Raw genomic sequence first — 21,531 nt, 5'->3', positions numbered from 1 at the left:
GCTTCCGGCTCCAGCGGCCGACTTTTTGCAGCGGCCTGATAATCAGACGGATAGTCTGGCAGCATTCCGCCGGGGACACACGAAGCCCTCGTCGGGGACACACGAGGCCCTCGTCGGGGACAAACGAGACCCTCGTCGGGGACAAACGAGGCTGTCGTGGGGGACAAACGCGAACGTGTTTTCAGACTGTAAATATTTTTATATATCAATCCAATCCATTTAGAATGTCTTATGAAAGAGAACAACATACGTAAAGTCCTGCTGCTCGGAAGCGGCGCGCTGAAGATAGGCGAGGCCGGCGAGTTCGACTACTCCGGTTCGCAGGCACTCAAGGCCCTCAAGGAAGAGGGCATCCAGACCGTCCTCATCAACCCCAACATCGCCACCGTGCAGACCTCGGAGGGCGTGGCCGACCAGATTTACTTCCTGCCCGTCACCCCCTACTTCGTCGAGAAGGTCATCGAGAAGGAGCGTCCGGACGGCATCATGCTGGCCTTCGGCGGGCAGACGGCGCTGAACTGCGGCGTGGCCCTCTACAAGGAAGGCGTACTCGAGCGGTACGGCGTCCAGGTACTGGGCACCCCCGTGCAGGCCATCATCGACACGGAAGACCGCGAGCTGTTCGTCGGGAAGCTGAACGAAATCGGCGTGAAGACCATCAAGAGCGAGGCCGTGGAGACCGCCGAAGACGCCCGCCGCGCCGCCGCCGCGCTGGGCTATCCCGTCATCGTCCGCGCCGCCTATGCGCTGGGTGGACTGGGCTCGGGCTTCTGCGACAACGAGCAGGAGCTGAACGTGCTGGTAGAGAAGGCCTTCTCCTTCTCGCCCCAGGTGCTCGTCGAGAAGAGCCTCCGCGGCTGGAAGGAAGTGGAGTACGAGGTGGTGCGCGACCGCTTCGACAACTGCATCACCGTCTGCAACATGGAGAACTTCGACCCGCTGGGCATCCACACGGGCGAGTCCATCGTCATCGCCCCCAGCCAGACGCTCTCGAACACCGACTACCACAAGCTGCGCGAGCTGGCCATCCGCATCATCCGCCACATCGGCATCGTGGGCGAGTGCAACGTGCAGTATGCCTACGACCCCCAGTCCGAAGACTACCGCGTCATCGAGGTCAACGCCCGCCTCAGCCGCTCGTCGGCCTTGGCATCCAAGGCTACGGGCTATCCGCTGGCCTTCGTGGCCGCCAAGCTGGGCCTGGGCTACGGCCTGTTCGACCTGAAGAACTCCGTCACCCGCACCACCTCGGCCTTCTTCGAGCCCGCGCTGGACTACGTGGTGTGCAAGATACCGCGCTGGGACCTCGGCAAGTTCCACGGCGTGGACAAGGAGCTGGGCTCCTCGATGAAGTCCGTGGGCGAGGTCATGGCCATCGGCCGCACCTTCGAGGAAGCCATCCAGAAGGGCCTGCGCATGATTGGCCAGGGCATGCACGGCTTCGTGGAGAACAAGGAGCTGGTCATCCCCGACATCGACAAGGCGCTGCGTGAGCCGACGGACAAGCGCATCTTCGTCATCTCGAAAGCCTTCCGCGCCGGCTACACCGTGGATCAGGTGCACGAGCTGACCAAGATTGACCGTTGGTTCCTGGAGAAGCTGATGAACATCATGCGCACCTCCAAGGAGCTGCACGAGTGGGCGGGCAACCACAAGCTGCTCGCCGACCTGCCGGACGACCTGCTGCGCAAGGCCAAGCGTCAGGGCTTCTCCGACTTCCAGGTGGCTCGCGCCATCGGCATGGAGGGCGAGATGGAAGACGCCATCGTCACCCTGCGCCGCCACCGCAAGGAGCGCGGCATCGTGCCCGTGGTGAAGCAGATAGACACGCTGGCCGCCGAATATCCGGCGCAGACCAACTACCTGTACCTGACGTACAGCGGCACGGCCAACGACGTCCGCTACCTGGGCGACCACCGCAGCATCGTCGTCCTCGGTTCGGGCGCCTACCGCATCGGCTCCAGCGTGGAGTTCGACTGGTGCGGCGTGCAGGCGCTGAACACCATCCGCAAGGAGGGCTACCGCAGTGTGATGATTAACTATAATCCCGAGACCGTCTCCACCGACTACGACATGTGCGACCGCCTCTACTTCGACGAGCTCACCTTCGAGCGCGTCATGGACATCCTCGACCTGGAGAACCCGCACGGCGTCATCGTCTCTACCGGCGGTCAGATACCGAACAACCTGGCCCTGCGCCTCGACGCGCAGCAGGTCCGCATCCTCGGCACTTCTGCCAAGAGCATCGACAATGCCGAAGACCGCGACAAGTTCTCCGCCATGCTCGACCGCATCGGCGTGGACCAGCCCGAGTGGAGTGCGCTGACGTCGATGGAAGACATCAACGCCTTCATCCAAAAAGTAGGCTTCCCCGTGCTCGTCCGTCCCAGCTACGTGCTGAGCGGCGCCGCCATGAACGTCTGCTCCAACCAGGAAGAGCTGGAGCGCTTCCTCCAGCTGGCCGCCAACGTATCGAAGAAACACCCCGTGGTGGTGAGCCAGTTCATCGAGCACGCCAAGGAGGTGGAGATGGACGCCGTTGCACAGAACGGCGAAATCATCGCCTACGCCATCTCCGAGCACATCGAATTTGCCGGCGTGCACTCGGGTGATGCCACCATCCAGTTCCCGCCGCAGAAGCTCTACGTGGAGACCGTGCGCCGCATCAAGCGCATCAGCCGCGAGATTGCCAAGGAGCTGAACATTTCCGGTCCCTTCAACATCCAGTTCCTGGCGCGCGACAACGATATCAAGGTCATCGAGTGTAATCTCCGTGCCTCCCGTTCGTTCCCCTTCGTCAGCAAGGTGCTGAAGTTGAACTTCATCGAGCTGGCCACGAAGGTCATGCTGGGCATCCCCGTAGAGAAGCCGGACAAGAACCTCTTCGATCTGGACTACGTGGGCATCAAGGCCTCGCAGTTCTCCTTCAACCGCCTACAGAAGGCCGACCCCGTGCTGGGCGTCGACATGGCCTCTACGGGCGAGGTGGGCTGCATCGGCGACGACACCTCGTGTGCCGTGCTCAAGGCCATGCTCTCCGTGGGCTACCGCATCCCGCAGCAGAACATCCTGCTGTCCACCGGTTCCACAAAGCAGAAGGTGGACATGCTTCAGGCGGCCCGTCAGCTGCAGCGCAAGGGCTACAAGCTCTTTGCCACGGGCGGCACGTCGAAGTTCCTCACCGAGAACGGCGTGGAGAACACCCGTGTCTACTGGCCCAGCGAGGAAGGCCAGCCCCAGGCACTCGACATGCTCCACAAGAAGGAAATCGACATGGTGGTCAACATCCCCAAGAACCTGACGGCGGGCGAGCTGAGCAACGGCTACAAGATACGCCGTGCGGCCATCGACCTCAACATCCCGCTCATCACCAATGCCCGTCTGGCCAGCGCCTTCATCAATGCCTTCTGCACGATGTCGGTCGACGACCTGCGCATCAAGTCGTGGGCGGAGTATAAGTAATTCGAGCTTCCGCGCGAACCGTTATATGAATGGGCTGTCTTTCGGGGCAGCCCATTTGTTTTTTTACTGTTGCATCTGCGTTTGGATAGAGTGCAACTTCAGCGCCGTAACTATGGACTTCAGCGCCGTAACCATGAACATTAGCGCCGTAACTACGGACTTTATAGATCCCAACTACAATGTCTGTTTGCCCGGCTTAAACAATCATTATGTCCTGTGTCTAAATGCAGGGGAAGCATAAAAAAACAGGTGGTCTTTGTAACAAAACACTTCGCTCCGACGTCTGATGGGTATAGGACTGATAAAAGAAGAATAGAAGAAAGAGCACATGGATGCCGAGAGTTTCAAACGAATGTTTCTGCCCTGCCACGCCAAGCTGTACGGAGTGGCCTGCAGGTTGCTGGAGAACGCCGAAGACGCCGAGGACCTCATTCAGGAAGCCTACCTGAAGCTGTGGAGCAAGCGCGAGGAGCTGACGCTCATCAGCAATCCCGAAGCCTTTGCCGTCACGCTGGTGAAGAACATGTGCTTCGACCTGCTGCGATCGGGCAAATACCTTTCCGACAGGCAGCACCTGCCCCTGACCGAGGCACAGAACGCCCTGCCCGCCGACGGCCGGGACGCGAAGGACGACGCACAGCTGGTGAGGATGCTGATAGCCCGTCTGCCTCGGCAACAGCGGATGGTGATGATGCTGCGCGATGTGAAGGGATGCTCCTACGAAGAGGTGGAGCGACTGACGGGACTGAACGCGGTGAACGTCCGTGTGCTCCTGTCGAGGGCGAGAAAGAAGATACGTGAAGAATTTACTAAATGGAACAACTATGAAAGTCGATGAAATGGAACGGTTGCTCGCTGCCTACTACGAAGGGACAACGGACGAGCACGAAGAAAACAGGTTGAAGGAAGCCTTGCGCACGGAGGACGTGCCCGAACATCTGGAGTCCGACCGCAGGCTGTTGGCGGCTCTGGAGGAGGAGAGTCCACAGGAAATACCCGTGCCTGAAGGGCTGGAAGAGAAGCTGTCGCGCCTGATAGACCGCAAGGACGAGGAGCTGCCGCACTTCCTCCGTCCCAACCGTACGCGCCGCAACTGGCGCTGGGCGGCCGGCGTGGCAGCCACGTTCCTGGTGCTGATGGGCATCGGATGGGGGGTGGCCACAATGGAGAAGAAGCCTGTGCCGCCCACGCCGCTCGATACCTTCAGCGACCCGCAGGATGCTTATCGGGTGCTGCAGGCCACGTTCAGCGAAATGTCGAGCAACTGGAGGGCCGGCATCGAACAGATGCAGGAAGTGCAGTCTCAGATGGACGTGGTGCAGAAGGAAGTGAAACAAGAATTATCCAAATAAAAACCATCAATTGTTATGAAAACCGTCAAAATGCTTTTGGTCAGCCTACTGCTGGCATTACCGCTGCTGGGCCAGGCCCAACAGGAGTTGTTCAAGAAATACAGCGACAGGAAGAACGTGTCGTCCGTATACATCTCCAAAGCCATGCTGGACATGAATCCCAGCCTGTTCACGAAAGACATCTACATCGGCAAGGCGGCTTCGCAGCTGAACTCGGTGCAGATTATCTCGACGCTGGACAACAAGATCAAGCCGGATTTGCTGAAAGACATCCGCGAGCTGGTGAAGTCTTCGCGCTACGAGCTGTTGATGAAGCAGAAAGGAATCGTGTCGTCCTCCGAGTTCTACGTCAGCCGCAAGGGCGACAAGGTGAAGGAGCTGGTGATGGTGATCAACGGGGCCGCCTCGCTGAAGTTCGTCTACCTGGAAGGGGAGATGACGACCAAGGACGTGCAGAATATCCTGCTCTATCAGGACACCAGTGGATACGTCGCTCCTTCCCGAGGCTATCGCTTGGAAGACTTGCAGGCGATGGGCATTCAGGAATCTCATATCGACTTGAAGGACCTGGAACGTGCGTTCAGCTCCGACGAATGGAAAAAGTTTGTCGAAGACATGAAGAAGCTGGGCGATGACATGAAGTCGCTTCGGGATTAAATGGGTTCGGTAACAGTGCAGTGTTTTTACGTCCGCTGATATTCCTGCGGCGTCATGCCCGTCATCCGCTTGAAGAACTTGCTGAAGAACGATGGGTTGGGGAAGTGCAGCTCGTCGGCTATCTGGTAGGTGAGCAGGTCGCTGTGCTTCAGCAGCACCTTCGCTTCGAGGATGACGGCCTGGTTGACCCACTCTACGACGGTGCGTCCGCTGACGTCGCGGATGACGGTGCTCAGGTAACGGGGTGACAGGCAGAGGCGGTCGGCGTAGAAGGCGGTGGTGTGCTGCGTCTTGCAGTACTCGTTGACCAGCGTGATGAAGCGTCGGAACAGTTCCTCGTGGCGCGAGGGGCGGAGCAGTTCGTCACGGTGGTAGTTGTCCTGCAGGTAATGTACGTTGTAGAGCAGTGAGGTGATGAGGTGTTGCACTACTTCACGACGGTAGGGCTGCAGGTGTACGGCGTCCCATATCAGCGAGAAGAAAGTGCCCGTCCGCCGCCATTCCTCCACATGGTTGTCCAGGAAGAAAGCCTGTTGGGTATGCCAGTCCGTTAGGATGCTGTGTTGCTGAGTTGGGATGAAATTGCTGTCGGCAGCCAGTGCCTGAATGTCGTAGTCGCCGCTGATGTCCACTATCTGTAACAGGGCGTTGGGCGGGATGAGCCCGATGGTATGTTCTTTGATGGTATATTCCATCAGGTTGACGGACATACGGGCGCTGCCTCTGAGGCCTCTCAGGATACGCATTTCTTTGGTGCGGTAGGGTTGGCCGACATGGAAGAACCGGTTGTTCATCTCGTACATGCTGTTGACGATGCCCATTTCGCGGTTGATGAAGGCATAGTCGTTGTTGGCGGCCACACCCATTTCGTTCAGGAAGTTCAGGGTCAGGTTGATGGGTTTTTGCTTGTTCATAAGTTGCGTTTTTCTGCAAAGGTGCAGATAAAAACAAGAAAAACGAAGAATAAGAGGGGGCGTTTGGGGGAAAATCGTACAAATGGGACAGAGATACTGCGCGAAAGAATGTATATCTGTCCCGTTTCCTTTTATCTTTGCAACATGATTGGTTCACTTAACTCTTGTTGCTTATGAAAAGAAACAGATTGCTCCTCTCTTTATTATTGTCTGCCCTGTGCCTGCCGCCGCTTCGTGCGCAGCTCTCGCTGGAAGAATGCCGCCGTCAGGCGCGCGACAATTATCCCCTCATCCGTCAGTATGGTCTGATTGAGCAGGCTGCGCAATACGACGTGGCCAATGCCGCCAAAGCCTATCTGCCGCAGGTCAGCCTCTCGGCCAAGGCGTCCTATCAGAGCGATGTGACCAAACTGCCTTTCGAGCTGCCTAGCATCGACGTCAACTTCATGCCCCGCGACCAGTATCAGGTGACGCTGCAGGTGCAGCAGTCTGTGTGGGACGGCGGCGAGACGAAATGGCGCAAACTGCTGGTGCGTGCCGGAGCCGAGGTCAATACGGAGAAACTGAACGTGGATCTCTATGCGTTGGACGAGCGGGTGAACCAGCTCTACTTCGGCATTCTGCTGCTGGACGAACAGCTGGAGCAGAACCGCCTGTTGCAGGACAACCTGGAACGGACACACCGCACGGTGAGCGCCTGCGTGGACAACGGCACGGCCAACCGCAGCGACCTGGACGAGGTAGCTGTGGAGCAGCTCAGCACCCGCCAGCAGCGCGTGGCGATGGAGGCTTCGCGCCGTGCCTATGCCGACATGCTCCTGCTCTATCTGGGTCGTCCGTCCGAAGAGGAGCTGAGGCTGGAGAAGCCCCTGGCCGTAGGACCGGAGGACGGGGAGAACCGTCGCCCCGAGCTGCGATGGTATGATGCGCAGACAGCCCGGCTCACAGCACAGGATGCCTCGCTCCGCACGGGCTACATGCCCCGGCTGGGCCTCTTTGTACAGGGCGGCTACGGTAATCCCGGCCTGAACATGCTGGAGGATAAGTTCAAGGCTTATTACGTGGCGGGCGTCAGCCTGTCGTGGAATCTGGGACGGCTCTACACGCTGAAGAACGACCGCCGCCTGATAGAGAACAACCGCCGGATGCTGGAGGCGGGACGAAGCACCTTTCTCTTCAACACGGGATTGGAGGCTACCCGTCAGGAAGCCGATGTGCGTGCCCTGCGACGCCAGATGGCGGACGACGACGAAATTATCCGCCTGCGGACCCGTATCCGTCAGGCTTCGGAAGTCAAGCTGCAGAGTGGCACGTACACGGTGAACGACCTCCTGCGAGACATCACCGCCGAGAGCCTGGCCCGCCAGCAGAAAGCCATCCACGAGATACAGTGGCTGATGAGGCTGTACGACTGGAGGCACACGCTGAATAATTGAGAATTGAAAATTGAGAATGGAGAATTAATCGTTCGTCATTTACCATTAACCATTAACCATTTATCATTCATATGAGATTCTTTACAACAATTTTTCTACTTCTGATTTTGGCCGCCTGTTCGGGCGACGGCGACCGTTACGACGCTACGGGTACCTTCGAGACGACCGAGGTCGTTGTGTCTGCCGAGGCTTCGGGCAAACTGCTCCGCATGGATGTGGAGGAAGGCATGAAACTGGAAGCCGGTCAGGCTGTGGGGCTGGTGGATACCGTGCAGCTCTACCTCAAGAAACTGCAGCTGGAGGCCAGTGCGCGTTCCGTATCGGACCAGCGCCCCGACATCCGCAAGCAGATAGCCGCCACGCAGGAACAGATTCGTCAGGCCGAACGGGAGCGCGATCGCGTGAAGCGTCTGCTGGAGGCCGATGCGGCCAATCGCAAGCAGTTGGACGATGCCGAGTCACTACTCCAAGTTCTGCGCAAGCAGCTGGCGGCGCAGAACTCCTCCTTGCAGAACAGCGACCGCAGCCTGTCGTGGCAGTCGTCGTCCGTCGATATCCAGGTGGCGCAGGTGGACGACCAGCTGGCCAAGTGCCGTGTCTGCGCTCCCGTGGCAGGAACCGTCCTGGCGCAGTATGCCGAGGCGGGCGAGTTCGTGGCACCCGGCACGCCGCTCTTCCGGCTGGGCGACATGGAGCGGATGTACCTGCGTGCCTACGTCACCGGCGAGCAGTTGGCCGAAGTCCGGTTAGGGCAGACGGTGACCGTCGTGGCCGACTACGGTGGCGGGCAGCAGCGTGAATACGAGGGGCAGGTGACGTGGATTTCGGACACCTCGGAGTTTACGCCCAAGAACATCCTGACGCGTGACGAACGGGCCAATTTGGTCTATGCCGTCAAGGTAGCCGTGCGCAACGACGGCGGACTGAAGATAGGTATGTACGGCGGCTTGCGCTTTTGAGTCATTGTAAATTGCATGATGATGGAAACCATACTGGCAGCAGACAGACTGACGAAGAGCTACGGCGCGGTGAAGGCCGTGGACGACGTATCGTTCGCGGTGCGCCGTGGCGAGATCTTCGGACTCATTGGTCCCGACGGGGCAGGGAAAACCACCCTGTTCCGCCTCCTGACCACCCTGCTCCGGCCGGACAGCGGACGGGCCATGGTGGTGGGCTTCGATGTGGAGCGGCAGTACAAGGAAATACGCCGCCGTGTGGGTTATATGCCCGGACGCTTCTCGCTCTATCCTGACCTGACGGTGGAGGAAAACCTCCAGTTCTTCGCCACCGTCTTCGGTACCTCCATCCGTGAGAACTACGACCTGGTGCGCGACATCTACAGTCAGATAGAACCCTTCCGCACACGCCGTGCCGGAGCCCTCTCGGGCGGCATGAAACAGAAGCTGGCCTTGAGCTGCGCCCTCATCCACAAGCCCGAGGTGCTGTTCCTGGACGAACCTACTACGGGCGTGGACCCTGTGTCGCGCCGGGAGCTGTGGGACATGCTTCGCCGCCTGAAGGAGCAGGGCATCACCATCGTTGTCTCCACTCCCATCGTGGACGAGGCGCGGCAGTGCGACCGCATCGCTTTCCTCAACCGGGGACAGGTGCACGGCATCGACACGCCCGACCGCATTCTGACGCACTTTGCCGACATTCTCTGTCCGCCGGGCCTCAGTCACGACGAGACGCGGCATGCCGACCGTCCGGTTATCGAGGTGGAGGGGCTGACGAAACAGTTCGGCTCGTTCGTGGCTGTGGACCACATCTCGTTCAGCGTGGGGCGGGGCGAAATCTTCGGCTTCCTGGGTGCCAACGGGGCGGGGAAGACCACCGCCATGCGTATGCTCACGGGCCTGAGCCGGCCTACGGACGGACGGGCCACGGTGGCCGGCTTCGACGTGGAGCGGCAACCCGAGGAGGTGAAGCGCCACATCGGCTACATGAGCCAGAAATTCTCGCTCTACGAGGATCTGAAGGTGTGGGAGAACATCCGCCTCTTTGCGGGTATCTACGGCGTGAAGGAGGCTGACATCGTTCCGCGCACCGACGAGGTGCTGCGCCGCATCGGACTGGAGGCGGAACGCAACACACGGGTGGGCAGCCTGCCGCTGGGCTGGAAACAGAAGCTGGCCTTCTCGGTGGCCGTGTTCCACGAGCCGGAGATTGTTTTTCTGGACGAACCGACGGGTGGGGTGGACCCTGCCACGCGCCGCCAGTTCTGGGAACTCATCTATCAGGCGGCCGACCGCGGCATCACGGTCTTCGTCACCACCCACTTCATGGACGAGGCGGAGTATTGCGACCGTATTTCCATCATGGTGGACGGGCGCATCCGTGCCCTTGACTCACCCGACGGACTGAAACGCACCTTCCACGCCGCCACGATGGACGAAGTGTTCCGGCGGCTGGCGCGCGAGGCGGAACGGGTGACGTGAAGCGATGCGTAAGGCTATCGGCCTCTAACTCCCTCTAACTTCTTTAACTACTGATAGAAATGAAACAGTTCCTCATATTTGCCGGCAAGGAATTCCGCCACATCTTCCGCGACCGCAGGACGATGCTCATCCTGCTCGTGATGCCCGTGGTGCAGATTATTCTGTTCGGCTTTGCCATCACCACCGAGGTGCAGAACGTGCGCATAGCCGTGCTCGACCCTTCGGACGACGTACTGACGCGCCGCATCGTCGAGCGGCTGGACGCTTCGGAGTACTTCACGCTGACGGCCCGCTTCCACACACCACAGGAGATGGATGAGGCCTTCCGCCGCTCGCAGGTGGATATGGCTGTGGTGTTCAGTCCCGGCTTTGCGGACGGGCTCTATACGGGTGACGCCGCCGTGCAGTTGGTGACCGACGCTACCGATCCCAACACGGCCACCATGCAGACCAGCTATGCTACAGGTATCATCACTGCTGCGGCCCGCGAACTGCTGCCTGCCGGAGTGCGTGTCCCTCTGCTTCAACCTGAAGTGAAGCTGCTCTACAATCCGCAGATGAAAAGTGTCTATAACTTCGTGCCTGGCGTCATGGGGCTCATCCTGATGCTGATTTGCGCCATGATGACGTCCGTCTCCATCGTTCGCGAGAAGGAGATGGGCACGATGGAGGTACTGCTCGTCTCGCCCGTGCGGCCCATCTTTATTATCCTCTCCAAGGCCGTGCCCTATTTTGTGCTGTCGTTCGTCAACCTGACGACCATCCTGCTGCTGTCGGTCTATGTGCTCCATGTGCCTGTAGCGGGCAGTCTGCCGTGGCTGGTGACTGTGTCGCTGCTCTTCATCTTCGTGTCGCTCTCGCTGGGGCTGCTCATCTCCACCCTGACGCAGACGCAGGTGGCGGCCATGCTGGCTTCGGGACTGGTGCTGATGATGCCTACGATGCTGCTGTCCGGCATGATTTTCCCGGTGGAGAGTATGCCTTGGGTGCTTCAGGGCATTTCGGCGGCCATTCCGGCGCGTTGGTACATCCAGGCCGTGCGCAAGCTGATGATACAGGGCGTCGATGTGGTGAATGTACTTACCGAGGTGGGCGTGCTGCTGGGGATGGCGGTGGTGCTGGTCACGGTCAGCCTCAAGAAGTTCAAGAACCGGTTAGAATGAAAGTCGTATGATAAAGTATCTGATAGAAAAAGAATTCAAGCAGCTCTTCAGGAATCCGTTCATCCCGAAGCTCATTCTGCTGTTCCCCTGCATGATTATGATTCTGATGCCATGGGCGGCCAGCTTGGAAATCAAGAACATCCGGCTGGACATTGTGGACGGCGACCGCAGTCCCCTGTCACGGCGGCTGGTGGAGAAAGTGGCTGCATCGGACTACTTCCGTGTGTCGGCCTTTCCTGCGACTTACGATGAGGCCCTGCGGCATGTGGAAGCAGGTTCGGCCGACATTGTGCTGGAGATTCCGCGCGACTTCGAGAAGGACTGGATGCGTGGTGGAGCGCCCCGTGTGCTGGTGGCTGCCAATGCGGTAAACGGCACGAAGGGCGGTATGGGCAGTTCCTATCTGTCGTCCATCATCTCGGATTACGCCCGCAGCCTGTCCGCTACCGAAGGACGTTCCATGGCGCCAGCCTTCAAGCTGCCGCAGGTATCGGTGCAGACACTGAACCTCTACAATCCGCGGCTCAACTACAAACTCTTCATGGTTCCGGCTCTGATGGTGATGCTGCTCACCCTTATCTGCGGTGCCCTTCCGGCCTTGAACGTGGTGGGCGAGAAGGAGGCGGGCACCATCGAGCAGATCAACGTGACGCCTGTGCGCAAGTTCACCTTCATCTGCGCCAAGCTGATACCCTACTGGCTGGTGGGGCTGGTGGTGCTCACCATCGCCTTTGTGCTGGCGTGGCTGCTCTACGGCATCCTGCCCGCGGGCCATTTCCTGACGCTCTATTTCTTTTCGCTCATCTTCCTGCTGGTGGTGTCGGGTTTCGGGCTGGTGGTGTCCAACTATTCGTCCACGCTCCAGCAGGCCATGTTCGTCATGTTCTTCTTCATCCTGATTCTGGTGCTGATGAGCGGCCTCTTTACGCCTATCCACAGCATGCCCCGCTGGGCGCAGGCCCTTACCTACGCCAATCCGTTGCGCTACTTCGTGGAGGTGATGCGCACCGTCTACCTGCGTGGCGGCGGTGTGGCCGACCTGCTTCCGCAGCTGGGCATGCTGCTGCTCTTTGCCGCAGGCTTCAATCTGTGGGCCGTGAAGAGTTACCGCAAGAGCGGCTAAGGGTCGGCTTTCGAGGGTATATCATAATCTGTATGGAAAACCCCGTTTCCCCTACGAGGAAACGCCCGTTCCCTGTACAAGGAAACGCTCGTTCCCTTTAAAGGAAACAGGCGTTCCCCTTGCATGGAAACGGTCGTTCCCTTCAATGGTAACGGCCGTTTCCTCGTATGGGATACGCGTTCCCCCCTGCGGAAACGGGTGCGTGCGTACGGGGCTTATGCCGGGCTGACGAGCTTGAAGCGGATGCGCCAGCGCTTCTCCGCCTCGTCCCAGTCGTGGCTGATGATGCGGAAGGTACCGATTTCTGCCGTGTTGGCCACGTGCGTGCCGATGCAGAGGCATTCGTCGTAGTCGCCTACCTTGACTATGCGCACCGTCTGCGAGGCGTCGTCTGGCAGGCGTTGCAGGTCGAAGCGGCCGCGGGCCTCCTCCTGCGTGATGAATTCCGTAGTGACATCCAGATGCCGGCCGATGACTTCGTTCACGGCATCCTCCAGCCGCTTCGCGTCTTCTTCCGTCGGCTGCTGCTCCAGGCGGTAGTCCAGCTTGCTCTTCTTCCGTTCGATGTGGGCCGATACCGACCTTCCGCACCCGAAGAGGCGTATCATGGTTTGGTTGATGATGTGTTCGCAGGTGTGCATGGGCGGGTATTCCTGCTTGTTGTGCTCGTTGAGTTGGGGTTGTTGTTCCATATTTAACTGATTTATTCGGTGCCAAAAGTACAATATTCTTTCAGACAGAAGAATAAAAGAACGTAAATTTCAGACAGAAGAACAAAAGAACAGAAGAATATTATATCCTCCATAAATAATTATGTACTTTTGTTCTTCTGTCTAAACCTTCATGCATAATTATTTTTGTGCTTCTGTTCTTTTGTCTGAACGTAAAATTGCATAGCTTTGTACCATCGAACCATTTAAATAAAGAAAGAATATGTTGGCATATACTTACGTGGAGCACGGGCATTTCGAATTGCAGGAGAAGCCCGTGCCCCAACTGAAAGACCCGCATGACGCCCTGGTGCGCGTCACGCTGGGCAGCATCTGTACGAGCGACCTGCACATCAAGCACGGCAGCGTGCCCCGTGCCGTGCCCGGCATTACCGTCGGCCACGAGATGGTGGGCGTTGTCGAACGGGTGGGCGAGGGCGTCACTTCCGTAAAGCCCGGCGACCGGGTGACGGTGAACGTCGAAACCTTCTGCGGCGAGTGTTTCTTCTGCCGTCACGGCTATGTGAACAACTGCGAAGACCCCGACGGAGGCTGGGCGCTGGGCTGCCGCATCGACGGCGGACAGGCCGAGTACGTGCGTGTGCCCCATGCCGACCAGGGACTGAACCGCATCCCCGACGGCGTCAGCGACGAGCAGGCCCTCTTCGTGGGCGACATCCTGGCCACCGGCTTCTGGGCCGCCCGCATCTCGGACATCCGGCCGGACGACACGGTGCTCATCATCGGAGCAGGCCCCACGGGCATCTGTACCTTGCTGTGCGTGCTGCTGAAACGGCCGCGGCAGGTCATCGTCTGCGAGAAGTCGGAAGAACGCGCCCGCTTCGTGCGCGAACATTATCCCGACGTGCTCGTCGTTTTGCCCGAGGCGTGCCGGGAGCAGGTGCTCGGACATAGTGCGCACGGCGGGGCCGACGTGGTGCTCGAAGTGGCCGGAGCCGACGATACGTTCCGCCTGGCCTGGGAGTGCGCCCGCCCCAATGCGGTGGTCACCGTCGTGGCCCTGTACGACCGGCCGCAGGTGCTGCCCCTGCCCGACATGTATGGCAAGAACCTGACCTTCAAGACCGGCGGAGTGGACGGATGTGACTGTGCGGAAATTCTCCGCCTGATAGCCGAAGGAAGGATAGACACCACGCCGCTCATCACCCACCGCTTCCCTCTCGACCGTATCGGGGAAGCCTACCGCATCTTCGAGAACCGCCTGGACGGAGTGATCAAAGTAGCCATCACCGAAAAACAGCAATAAGCCCATGCCAGTCATAGAAATCCAGTCGCTGGACCATCCCGGAGTGGAGGTGTTCAGCACCCTGACCGAAGCGCAGCTGCGCAATCGCCTCGACCCGCAGCGGGGCATCTTCATCGCCGAGAGTCCGAAGGTCATCCGGGTGGCCCTCGATGCCGGTCATGTACCTGTGGCCCTGCTGTGCGAACGTCGGCACCTGACGGGCGATGCGGCTGACATCCTTGCGCGGGTAGGCGACATCCCCGTCTATACGGGCGAGCGCGACCTGCTGGCCCGGCTGACGGGATACACCCTGACGCGCGGCGTGCTCTGTGCCATGCGCCGTCCTGTTCCGCCTGCGGTGGACGATGTCTGCCGGGAGGCCCGCCGGGTGGTGGTGATCCACGGTGTGGTTGATGCGACCAACATCGGCGCCATCTTCCGCTCGGCCGCCGCGCTGGGCATCGACGCCGTGCTGCTCACCACCGACTCGTGCGACCCGCTGAACCGCCGTGCCGTGCGCGTGTCGATGGGTTCGGTCTTCCTGGTGCCGTGGACGTGGGTAGAGCAGCCGCTCGCTTGCCTGCACGGGTTGGGTTTCCGCACCGCCGCCATGGCACTGACTGACCGTTCCATACCGCTGGACGCCCCGGTACTGAAGGAGGAGCCTCGGCTGGCACTGGTGATGGGGACCGAGGGCGACGGCCTGCCCCGCGAAACCATTGCCGGGGCCGACTATGTGGTACGCATCCCCATGGCCCACGGAGTCGATTCGTTGAACGTGGCGGCAGCCTCGGCCGTCGCGTTCTGGGAGTTGAGAAAGAAATGATACGGGAATGCTAATACATGTTACATTCGTCGGCTTATACAAAAAAAAAGTGAAAGGGACTTGCTTTTTATCCTTTTGGCCGTTATTTTTGGATGTACATTTTTAAAACCGTTAAAGCAATATGAAAAAATTAATCTTATCTCTTGCACTTTGTTGTGCTGCCACAAACTTTTTCGCCCAGGAGGCTGACCTCGCAAAATTGAGAAACGACGGCATTGCTGCCTTGGAAGCCAAAGACTACCAGACTGCCTATACGAACTTCAGTTCCTATCTGAACCAAACCAACAATCAGGATTCTGTCATTGCCTTCAATTGCGGTCTTTGCGCCGATAAAATAAAGAAACCAGCAGATGCTTTGAAGTATTTCGACATTGCGGTTCAGAAGAAATACAATCTCGTGAATGCCTATATCGGCAAAGCCGGTGCCTTGAAGGATCTGAAGAAGAACGACGAGTACATCGCCACTATCAAGGAAGGTCTGAAGGAAGTGCCGGGCGACAAGTCGCTGACCAAAATGTATGCCACTTATTATCTGAATACAGGTATCATGGCACAGAAGGCCGGAAAGACGGAGGCTGCTGAAGAGGCTTACAAGGAAATCCTGACTGTTCAGGAAAACAATACGAGTGCCCTCTACAGCCTGGGTGCCTTGAAATACAACGATGCTACCAAGACACTGGCTACCGACCGCGAGAAGGCCAAGACCATCTATACGGAAGCCAAGGGCTATCTGGAATCGGCCGCCAAGTTGCTGACCAATCCGAAGCAGAAGAAGATGCTGGACAATGTCAACAACATGCTGAAGCAGATTGATATCCAGCTACAGGCCGAGTAAGGCGTTTGTGGACGAAAGCATAAAGGAAGAAAGGCTGTCTCAAATCAAATTGGGATGGCCTTTCTTGTATCTGTGGGAATCGGGCCGAGGGCAGGAACTTGCGGATGCATCGAAGCAGAAAGGAAAGGAATAGGGAGATTGGTTATCCATCTTTCCCGAATTTGCTGTAACTTTGCCGCGCATTTTTTGAAGAAGGTAGAAAAGATGGATAGCAGTGTGGATCATAAGCGTGCCCGGAGCAATGAGATAGACATGCTCAACGGACCGTTGTTCAAGAAAATCCTGGTGTTTGCCCTTCCGCTGGCAGCCAGCAGTTTGTTACAGGAGCTTTTTAATTCGGTCGATGTGGCTGTGGTGGGGCATTTCGTGGGAAGCGAAGCCCTGGCAGCAGTAGGCAGCAACGCTCCGGTCATCGGGTTGCTCATCAACTTGTTTATGGGCGTTTCTATGGGAGCCTGCGCCATCATCTCCAATCACATCGGCCAGCGTGACGACCGGAGCATACGCCGTGCCATCAACACGGTGGAACTGGTGGCCCTGCTGAGCGGATTCTTTCTGCTGGTACTGGGGCAGGTGGCTGCCGAGCCGATTCTGACGTGGATGGGAACCCCTCCGAATGTGCTGGATGAGGCCGTGACGTATCTGCGCATCTATTTCCTGGGAATGCCTTTCATCATGGCCTTCAACTTCGGGGCGGCGATTTTGCGAAGCATGGGCGATACGCGTCGTCCGCTTTATATTCTGGTCATTGCCGGGGTGGTCAATACGTTGCTGAATCTGCTGTTTGTGCTTTGTTTCCGCATGGGAGTGGCAGGAGTGGCTGTGGCGACGGGAATCTCCAATGCGGTGAGTGCGGCGTTGATTATCCGGCTGCTGTGCAAGGAAAAAGAACCTTTCCGCCTGCAATTCAGCAAGGTGAAGATTTATTCCACGGAGCTGAACCGCATGTTGCGCATCGGAGTGCCGGCCGGTCTGCAAGGGATGATATTCTCCATCTCCAATGTGGTGGTGCAGTCGTCCATCAACAGTTACGGAGCCGATGCGATTGCCGGCTCGGCCGCTGCGGTCAATTTCGAGTATTATTGCTATTTCCTGATTCAGGGGTTCAACGGAGCGGCCATCAGTTTCATTGCCCAGAATTATGGGGCCGGAAGGATGGACCGTGTACATCGTGTGTTCTGGATTTGCATGGGTTCGAGTGTGGCGTTCTGTGCCGCGTTCAACTGGCTCTTTGCTTGGCAGAGTGATTTCTTCCTGGGATTCTTTTCCAATGTGCCGATGGTGCATCATTACGGAACGCTTCGCATGCACATTGTGCTGGCCTTGCAGTTCATTGCCAGCAGCTATGAGATTGCGGGTTCTTCGTTGCGGGGGATGGGCAAGTCGTTTACTCCAGCGCTGTTGACGGTCTTCGGTACTTGTCTGCTCCGGATGGTGTGGGTCTATGTCGTGTCTCCGGTATGGCGGGGCTACGATGTATTGATGACCGTTTATCCTGTGTCGTGGATTGTTACCGGTCTGCTGGTGCTGACTGCCTACTGGATGACAATCCGGAAAAAGACGGCGAAAGCATAAAGAAAGGGGCTATCTCCCACGAGGCAGCCCCTTTCCCTTTGTTTATCCGATTATTTCATTCTTCTCAGCACCATGGCCGTGCGTGCGGGCAGGTAGAGCTTCATCCATTCCTTCTTCTCTTTCTTGTACAGAGGATCGGGGAGGGTGAAGTGCTTCACGCTGTCGTCGTTGAATCCGTATCCGCCGTAGGCTGGGTTGTCCGAATCCAAGATGACTTCATAGCATCCGGCCGGCACCAAGAAACCGTAGTCGGTGAACGACTGCTTCGGGTTGAAGTTGAAGACGAACACCAGATCCTTGCGCATGTAGGCCAAAACCTGGTCGCCGTCGTTGTGCCAGATTTCCTGTACGGGAGTGGCCTGGAAGTTCTTGATGCTCTTGATGACTTTCAGCATGGCTGCGTCGAAGTCGCCCAGGTAATGGTAGGCCAGGTTCTTGTTGTCCACCAGGTTCCATTGGCGGCGGGCATATTTGCACGACCATCCGTTGCCTTCACGCGGGAAGTCTATCCATTCAGGATGTCCGAATTCGTTGCCCATGAAATTCAGGTAGCCGCCGTTGATGGTGGTGGCGGTCAGCAGGCGGATCATCTTGTGAAGGGCGATACCCCGTTTCACGACATAGTTTTCGTCGCCCTTCTGCATGTGCCAGTACATGTCGGCGTCTATCAGGCGGAAGATGATGGTCTTGTCGCCCACCAGTGCCTGGTCGTGGCTTTCGGCGTACGAAATGGTCTTTTCGTCCTTGCGACGGTTGGTCACTTCCCAGAACATGCTCGACGGTTTCCAGTCTTCGTCAATCTTTTCCTTGATGGTCTTGATCCAGTAGTCGGGGATGTTCATGGCCATGCGGTAGTCGAAACCGTAACCGCCGTCCTCAAATTTGGCAGCCAGTCCGGGCATGCCCGACACCTCTTCGGCAATGGTGATGGCCTTGGGGTTTACCTGATGGATAAGGCGGTTGGCCAGCGTCAGGTAGCATATGGCGTTGTCGTCCTGATGGCCGTTGAAGTAGTCGTTGTAGTTGCAGAAGGCTTCGCCCAATCCGTGACTATAGTAGAGCATCGATGTCACACCGTCAAAGCGGAAACCGTCGAAATGGTATTCTTCCAGCCAGAATTTGCAGTTGGACAGCAGGAAGTGGAGCACTTCGTTCTTGCCGTAGTCGAAGCAGAGCGAGTCCCAGGCCGGATGTTCGTGGCGGTCGCCCGGATAGAAGTACTGGTTGGGGTCGCCGGCAAAGTTGCCCAGTCCCTCGACTTCGTTCTTCACGGCATGCGAGTGGACAATGTCCATGATGACGGCCAGTCCCATGCTGTGGGCGGTGTCAATCAGTTCCTTCAGTTCATCGGGGGTGCCGAAGCGCGACGAGGCGGCAAAGAAGCTGGACACGTGATAGCCGAAGCTACCGTAGTAGGGATGTTCCTGGATGGCCATAATCTGGATGCAGTTGTAGCCGTCGGCCACGATACGCGGCAGTACGTTTTCCTGGAACTCTTTGTAGGTGCCCACCTTCTCTTCCTGCTGGGCCATGCCGATGTGGCATTCATAGATCAGCAGCGGATCGGTGGCGGGCTTGAAGCTGCGCTTCTTCATCTTGTATGGTTTGGCAGGGTCCCATACCTGTGCGCTGAAGATTTTGGTCTGCTCGTCCTGTACTACACGGGTAGCCCATGCCGGTATGCGTTCGCCGCATCCTCCGTCCCAGTACACTTTCAGCTTGTAGAGGTCGCCGTGCTTCAGGGCATCGGCCGGGAGTTTCAGTTCCCAGTTGCCGTTACTCTTGCGTTTCAGGCTGAATTTCTTTTCTTCCTTCCATCCGTTGAAGGTTCCGGTCAGGAAGATTTGGGTGGCATTGGGTGCCCATTCGCGGAACACCCAACCCGTATCCGTGCGGTGCAGGCCGAAGTAGAGATAGCCCGACGCGAAGTCTGACAATGTCTTCTTGCCGTGGTTGGTCAGTTCGGCTTCCTTGTCTATGGCATGCTGGTGGCGTCCGTTGATGGCATCGGCATAAGGCTCCAGCCAGGGATCGTTTTTTATCAGATTCAGTGTTTCCATAACGGATGATATTTGATGATTGATAATTCTATGTTGTCAGGCTTTTACCTTGATGATGATTTTCTTGACGCCGTTCGGAGTGATGGCCGGTGCATGGCCGTCCTGCGGGAAGAAAATGGCAAACATTCCGGGCTTCACGTCAATATAGCTGTCTGCCGGTCCTTCGAAGAAGGTGATATCTTTTTCTTCACTATAGGGTGCATCGGCGGGACGACAGTCTGCAGCGGGGGTATAGCCCATCACTTCCGTATCCGAGAGCGGTATCTGGATGTCGATGAAGTCGCGGTGGGTTTCCAGCCGGGCCTGTTCCTTGGTCTTGGGTTTGGCTTCGGTGACGTTAACAAGGAGGTCTTTGCCTTTCAATTCAGTTTTGCCCGGTTCGAGGACTTTCAGGTCGTGCGATTTCAGGAATTCGAATGCCTGTGCAAACAGCGGGTTCAGCGATACATATTTTTCAATGTTCTCCAGTCTGTCTATAATCATAATTCCAATGTTTTAAGTTAGTTATAATCAGTTTTTATTCAAAGTCGTCAATGGTATAGTTCACAAAGTCAGCGAAGCGTTTCAGCTGCCGGAAGATGTCTGATGTCCGGTCCAGAAAGTCCGGCTGCAGGAAAAAATCGTCGGGCAGTGGGCAGTTGACGGTGTATTCCTTGCATTGCAGGTATTTCAGGTAAGGGAAATCCTTTGGGAAACCTTTGGGGGCCGTCTTCAGGAACGTTTCGCCCACGACGGGGAAGTATTTTCGGAAAGCCGGATCCTCCACGATGCTACGGAACTCATCCATATTGTCGTAGACAGCCTGCCGCAGGGCTTTCAGCAGGGCAGGAGGCGGGCAATAGCTTCCTCCGGCCAGCAGGCAGTGACCCGGTTCCAGATGGATGTAGTAGCCGCAGTGGTCCGATTTCTTTCCTTTGGCATTGATGTAGCCGCCCATGTGGGTCTTGTAGGGTGTCTTGTCCTCGCTGAAGCGGGTGTCGCGATAGATGCGGTAGGTACAATCCTTGGCCTCGATGCCGCGTATAGATTCGTCGAAAAGGGAGATGCGTGAAATGACAGCTGTCAGCAGGCTTTCGAATTCTCGGCGTGCCGTTTCATACTGCTCACGATGTTGGTGAAACCATTCGCGGTTGTTATGGGTAGCAACTTCCTTCAAGAATTGGAATATTACAGGTATATTCATATACAGTTTTTCTTATCAATTGACAAACTTACAAATAAAATCTCTAAACTGCCAATAAGTTGACAAAAAAAAGCATCGGCTTGGGGAAACCGATGCTTTTAAAGCATTCATTGTTTCAACAGACGCTTCTGTTGTTGCCGTAGTCTACTTTCACAAGCAAACCCGATGCAAATTAATCTTATATCTAATACTATGAAAAACACATTTATATAACAACTGTCTTTTTGTTTTGTTCAAAGTAGAGCGGAAGTTTTTTTATGTTACCTTTGTGCGACGATTCTAAAGTACCGATTTTATGAAAGAATATGCTTATGATGAAGACAGTGTGCGAGCCCTGACAGAGTGGGCGGCGAAGGCTTCCTTTCCAAAGGAAATGCGGCTGAACGATGCCGAGTATATATTTGATGTACCCCGCTATGTCGATGCCAATTTGAAAGACATTCAGGCACACTATCCCGACCCGTTTTACCATCCGGCCATCGCGAGGTTGTACCATCTGAAGGAGGCATTGGAGAAATAGATTTTTCGAACAGGAAAAAAACAAAAAGGGA

The 21,531-nt window shown here is 57.0% G+C and carries 19 protein-coding genes; 14 read left to right on the top strand and 5 right to left on the bottom strand.

Annotated elements, in window-relative coordinates; translation table 11 throughout:
• The first annotated feature begins 231 nt into the window (after positions 1-231).
• From carB to BQ7483_RS08830, 4 genes are all read left to right on the top strand, one after another.
• Positions 232-3,462 carry a carbamoyl-phosphate synthase (glutamine-hydrolyzing) large subunit gene (gene carB, locus BQ7483_RS08845; protein ID WP_072545635.1) on the top strand — a complete coding sequence of 1,077 codons (3,231 nt, stop codon included), beginning with the start codon at positions 232-234 and terminating at the stop codon, positions 3,460-3,462.
• 328 nt (positions 3,463-3,790) lie between these two features.
• Positions 3,791-4,300 (top strand): RNA polymerase sigma factor, encoded by a 510-nt coding sequence (locus tag BQ7483_RS08840; protein WP_072545634.1) that lies wholly within the window; start codon positions 3,791-3,793, stop codon positions 4,298-4,300.
• The gene (locus tag BQ7483_RS08835; RefSeq protein WP_072545633.1) at positions 4,287-4,814 is read left to right on the top strand and encodes a hypothetical protein; all 528 of its coding nucleotides are present in this window, start codon (positions 4,287-4,289) and stop codon (positions 4,812-4,814) included. The genes BQ7483_RS08840 and BQ7483_RS08835 overlap by 14 nt, the downstream gene beginning before the upstream one ends.
• A gap of 15 nt (positions 4,815-4,829) precedes the next feature.
• On the top strand, positions 4,830-5,471 hold the full coding sequence (locus BQ7483_RS08830) for a DUF4252 domain-containing protein (protein WP_072545632.1): 642 nt from the start codon (positions 4,830-4,832) through the stop codon (positions 5,469-5,471).
• A gap of 26 nt (positions 5,472-5,497) precedes the next feature.
• On the opposite strand, the gene BQ7483_RS08825 is transcribed toward BQ7483_RS08830, so the two are convergent.
• Entirely contained in the window at positions 5,498-6,385 is an 888-nt protein-coding gene (locus BQ7483_RS08825) for a helix-turn-helix domain-containing protein (protein ID WP_072545631.1), read from the bottom strand.
• A gap of 167 nt (positions 6,386-6,552) precedes the next feature.
• On the opposite strand from BQ7483_RS08825, the gene BQ7483_RS08820 reads away from it, so the two are divergent.
• The 5 genes from BQ7483_RS08820 to BQ7483_RS08800 all read left to right on the top strand — a co-directional run bounded on the left by BQ7483_RS08820 (position 6,553) and on the right by BQ7483_RS08800 (position 12,545).
• Positions 6,553-7,821, top strand: coding sequence for a TolC family protein (locus tag BQ7483_RS08820; protein ID WP_407657211.1), 1,269 nt, complete (start codon positions 6,553-6,555; stop codon positions 7,819-7,821).
• 71 nt (positions 7,822-7,892) lie between these two features.
• Complete coding sequence (locus BQ7483_RS08815; protein WP_072545629.1) at positions 7,893-8,780, top strand: HlyD family secretion protein; 888 nt, start codon at positions 7,893-7,895, stop codon at positions 8,778-8,780.
• Between the two features lie 21 nt (positions 8,781-8,801).
• Entirely contained in the window at positions 8,802-10,259 is a 1,458-nt protein-coding gene (locus tag BQ7483_RS08810; RefSeq protein ID WP_072545784.1) for an ATP-binding cassette domain-containing protein, read from the top strand.
• A gap of 59 nt (positions 10,260-10,318) precedes the next feature.
• Positions 10,319-11,422 carry an ABC transporter permease gene (locus BQ7483_RS08805; protein ID WP_072545628.1) on the top strand — a complete coding sequence of 368 codons (1,104 nt, stop codon included), beginning with the start codon at positions 10,319-10,321 and terminating at the stop codon, positions 11,420-11,422.
• A gap of 7 nt (positions 11,423-11,429) precedes the next feature.
• The gene (locus BQ7483_RS08800) at positions 11,430-12,545 is read left to right on the top strand and encodes an ABC transporter permease (protein ID WP_072545627.1); all 1,116 of its coding nucleotides are present in this window, start codon (positions 11,430-11,432) and stop codon (positions 12,543-12,545) included.
• A gap of 215 nt (positions 12,546-12,760) precedes the next feature.
• Here BQ7483_RS08800 and BQ7483_RS08795 read toward each other — a convergent pair whose 3' ends face one another.
• Positions 12,761-13,237 carry an alanyl-tRNA editing protein gene (locus tag BQ7483_RS08795; RefSeq protein WP_072545626.1) on the bottom strand — a complete coding sequence of 159 codons (477 nt, stop codon included), beginning with the start codon at positions 13,235-13,237 and terminating at the stop codon, positions 12,761-12,763.
• A gap of 241 nt (positions 13,238-13,478) precedes the next feature.
• On the opposite strand from BQ7483_RS08795, the gene BQ7483_RS08790 reads away from it, so the two are divergent.
• The 4 genes from BQ7483_RS08790 (at position 13,479) to BQ7483_RS08775 (ending at position 17,737) form a co-directional block, all read left to right on the top strand.
• Positions 13,479-14,522: an alcohol dehydrogenase gene (locus BQ7483_RS08790; RefSeq protein ID WP_072545625.1), complete on the top strand. Its 1,044-nt coding sequence runs from the start codon at positions 13,479-13,481 to the stop codon at positions 14,520-14,522.
• Positions 14,523-14,526: 4 nt separating this feature from the next.
• Entirely contained in the window at positions 14,527-15,327 is an 801-nt protein-coding gene (locus tag BQ7483_RS08785; protein WP_072545624.1) for a TrmH family RNA methyltransferase, read from the top strand.
• 121 nt (positions 15,328-15,448) lie between these two features.
• Positions 15,449-16,162 carry a tetratricopeptide repeat protein gene (locus tag BQ7483_RS08780; RefSeq protein WP_022020545.1) on the top strand — a complete coding sequence of 238 codons (714 nt, stop codon included), beginning with the start codon at positions 15,449-15,451 and terminating at the stop codon, positions 16,160-16,162.
• A gap of 204 nt (positions 16,163-16,366) precedes the next feature.
• The gene (locus tag BQ7483_RS08775; protein WP_072545623.1) at positions 16,367-17,737 is read left to right on the top strand and encodes an MATE family efflux transporter; all 1,371 of its coding nucleotides are present in this window, start codon (positions 16,367-16,369) and stop codon (positions 17,735-17,737) included.
• Between the two features lie 50 nt (positions 17,738-17,787).
• Here BQ7483_RS08775 and BQ7483_RS08770 read toward each other — a convergent pair whose 3' ends face one another.
• Genes BQ7483_RS08770 through BQ7483_RS08760 form a run of 3 tightly spaced genes read right to left on the bottom strand, consistent with a single transcriptional unit; the run spans position 17,788 to position 20,980 of the window.
• Positions 17,788-19,797, bottom strand: a complete 2,010-nt coding sequence (locus BQ7483_RS08770; RefSeq protein ID WP_022020543.1) for an alpha amylase C-terminal domain-containing protein — start codon at positions 19,795-19,797, stop codon at positions 17,788-17,790.
• A gap of 36 nt (positions 19,798-19,833) precedes the next feature.
• Complete coding sequence (locus BQ7483_RS08765) at positions 19,834-20,280, bottom strand: NanQ anomerase/TabA/YiaL family protein (protein ID WP_072545622.1); 447 nt, start codon at positions 20,278-20,280, stop codon at positions 19,834-19,836.
• A 34-nt stretch (positions 20,281-20,314) separates the two neighbouring features.
• A complete protein-coding gene (locus BQ7483_RS08760) occupies positions 20,315-20,980 on the bottom strand; it encodes a DUF2461 domain-containing protein (protein ID WP_072545621.1) in 666 nt (221 codons plus the stop codon).
• 295 nt (positions 20,981-21,275) lie between these two features.
• Between BQ7483_RS08760 and BQ7483_RS08755 the strand changes: the two genes are divergently transcribed.
• The gene (locus BQ7483_RS08755; protein ID WP_072545620.1) at positions 21,276-21,500 is read left to right on the top strand and encodes a DUF6965 family protein; all 225 of its coding nucleotides are present in this window, start codon (positions 21,276-21,278) and stop codon (positions 21,498-21,500) included.
• Positions 21,501-21,531: the final 31 nt, after the last annotated feature.

Source organism: Mediterranea massiliensis (genome assembly GCF_900128475.1).
Taxonomy (GTDB): domain Bacteria; phylum Bacteroidota; class Bacteroidia; order Bacteroidales; family Bacteroidaceae; genus Bacteroides; species Bacteroides massiliensis_E.
Note: the sequence above shows the minus strand (reverse complement) of the source record. Positions and strands in the feature narration are given on the sequence as shown.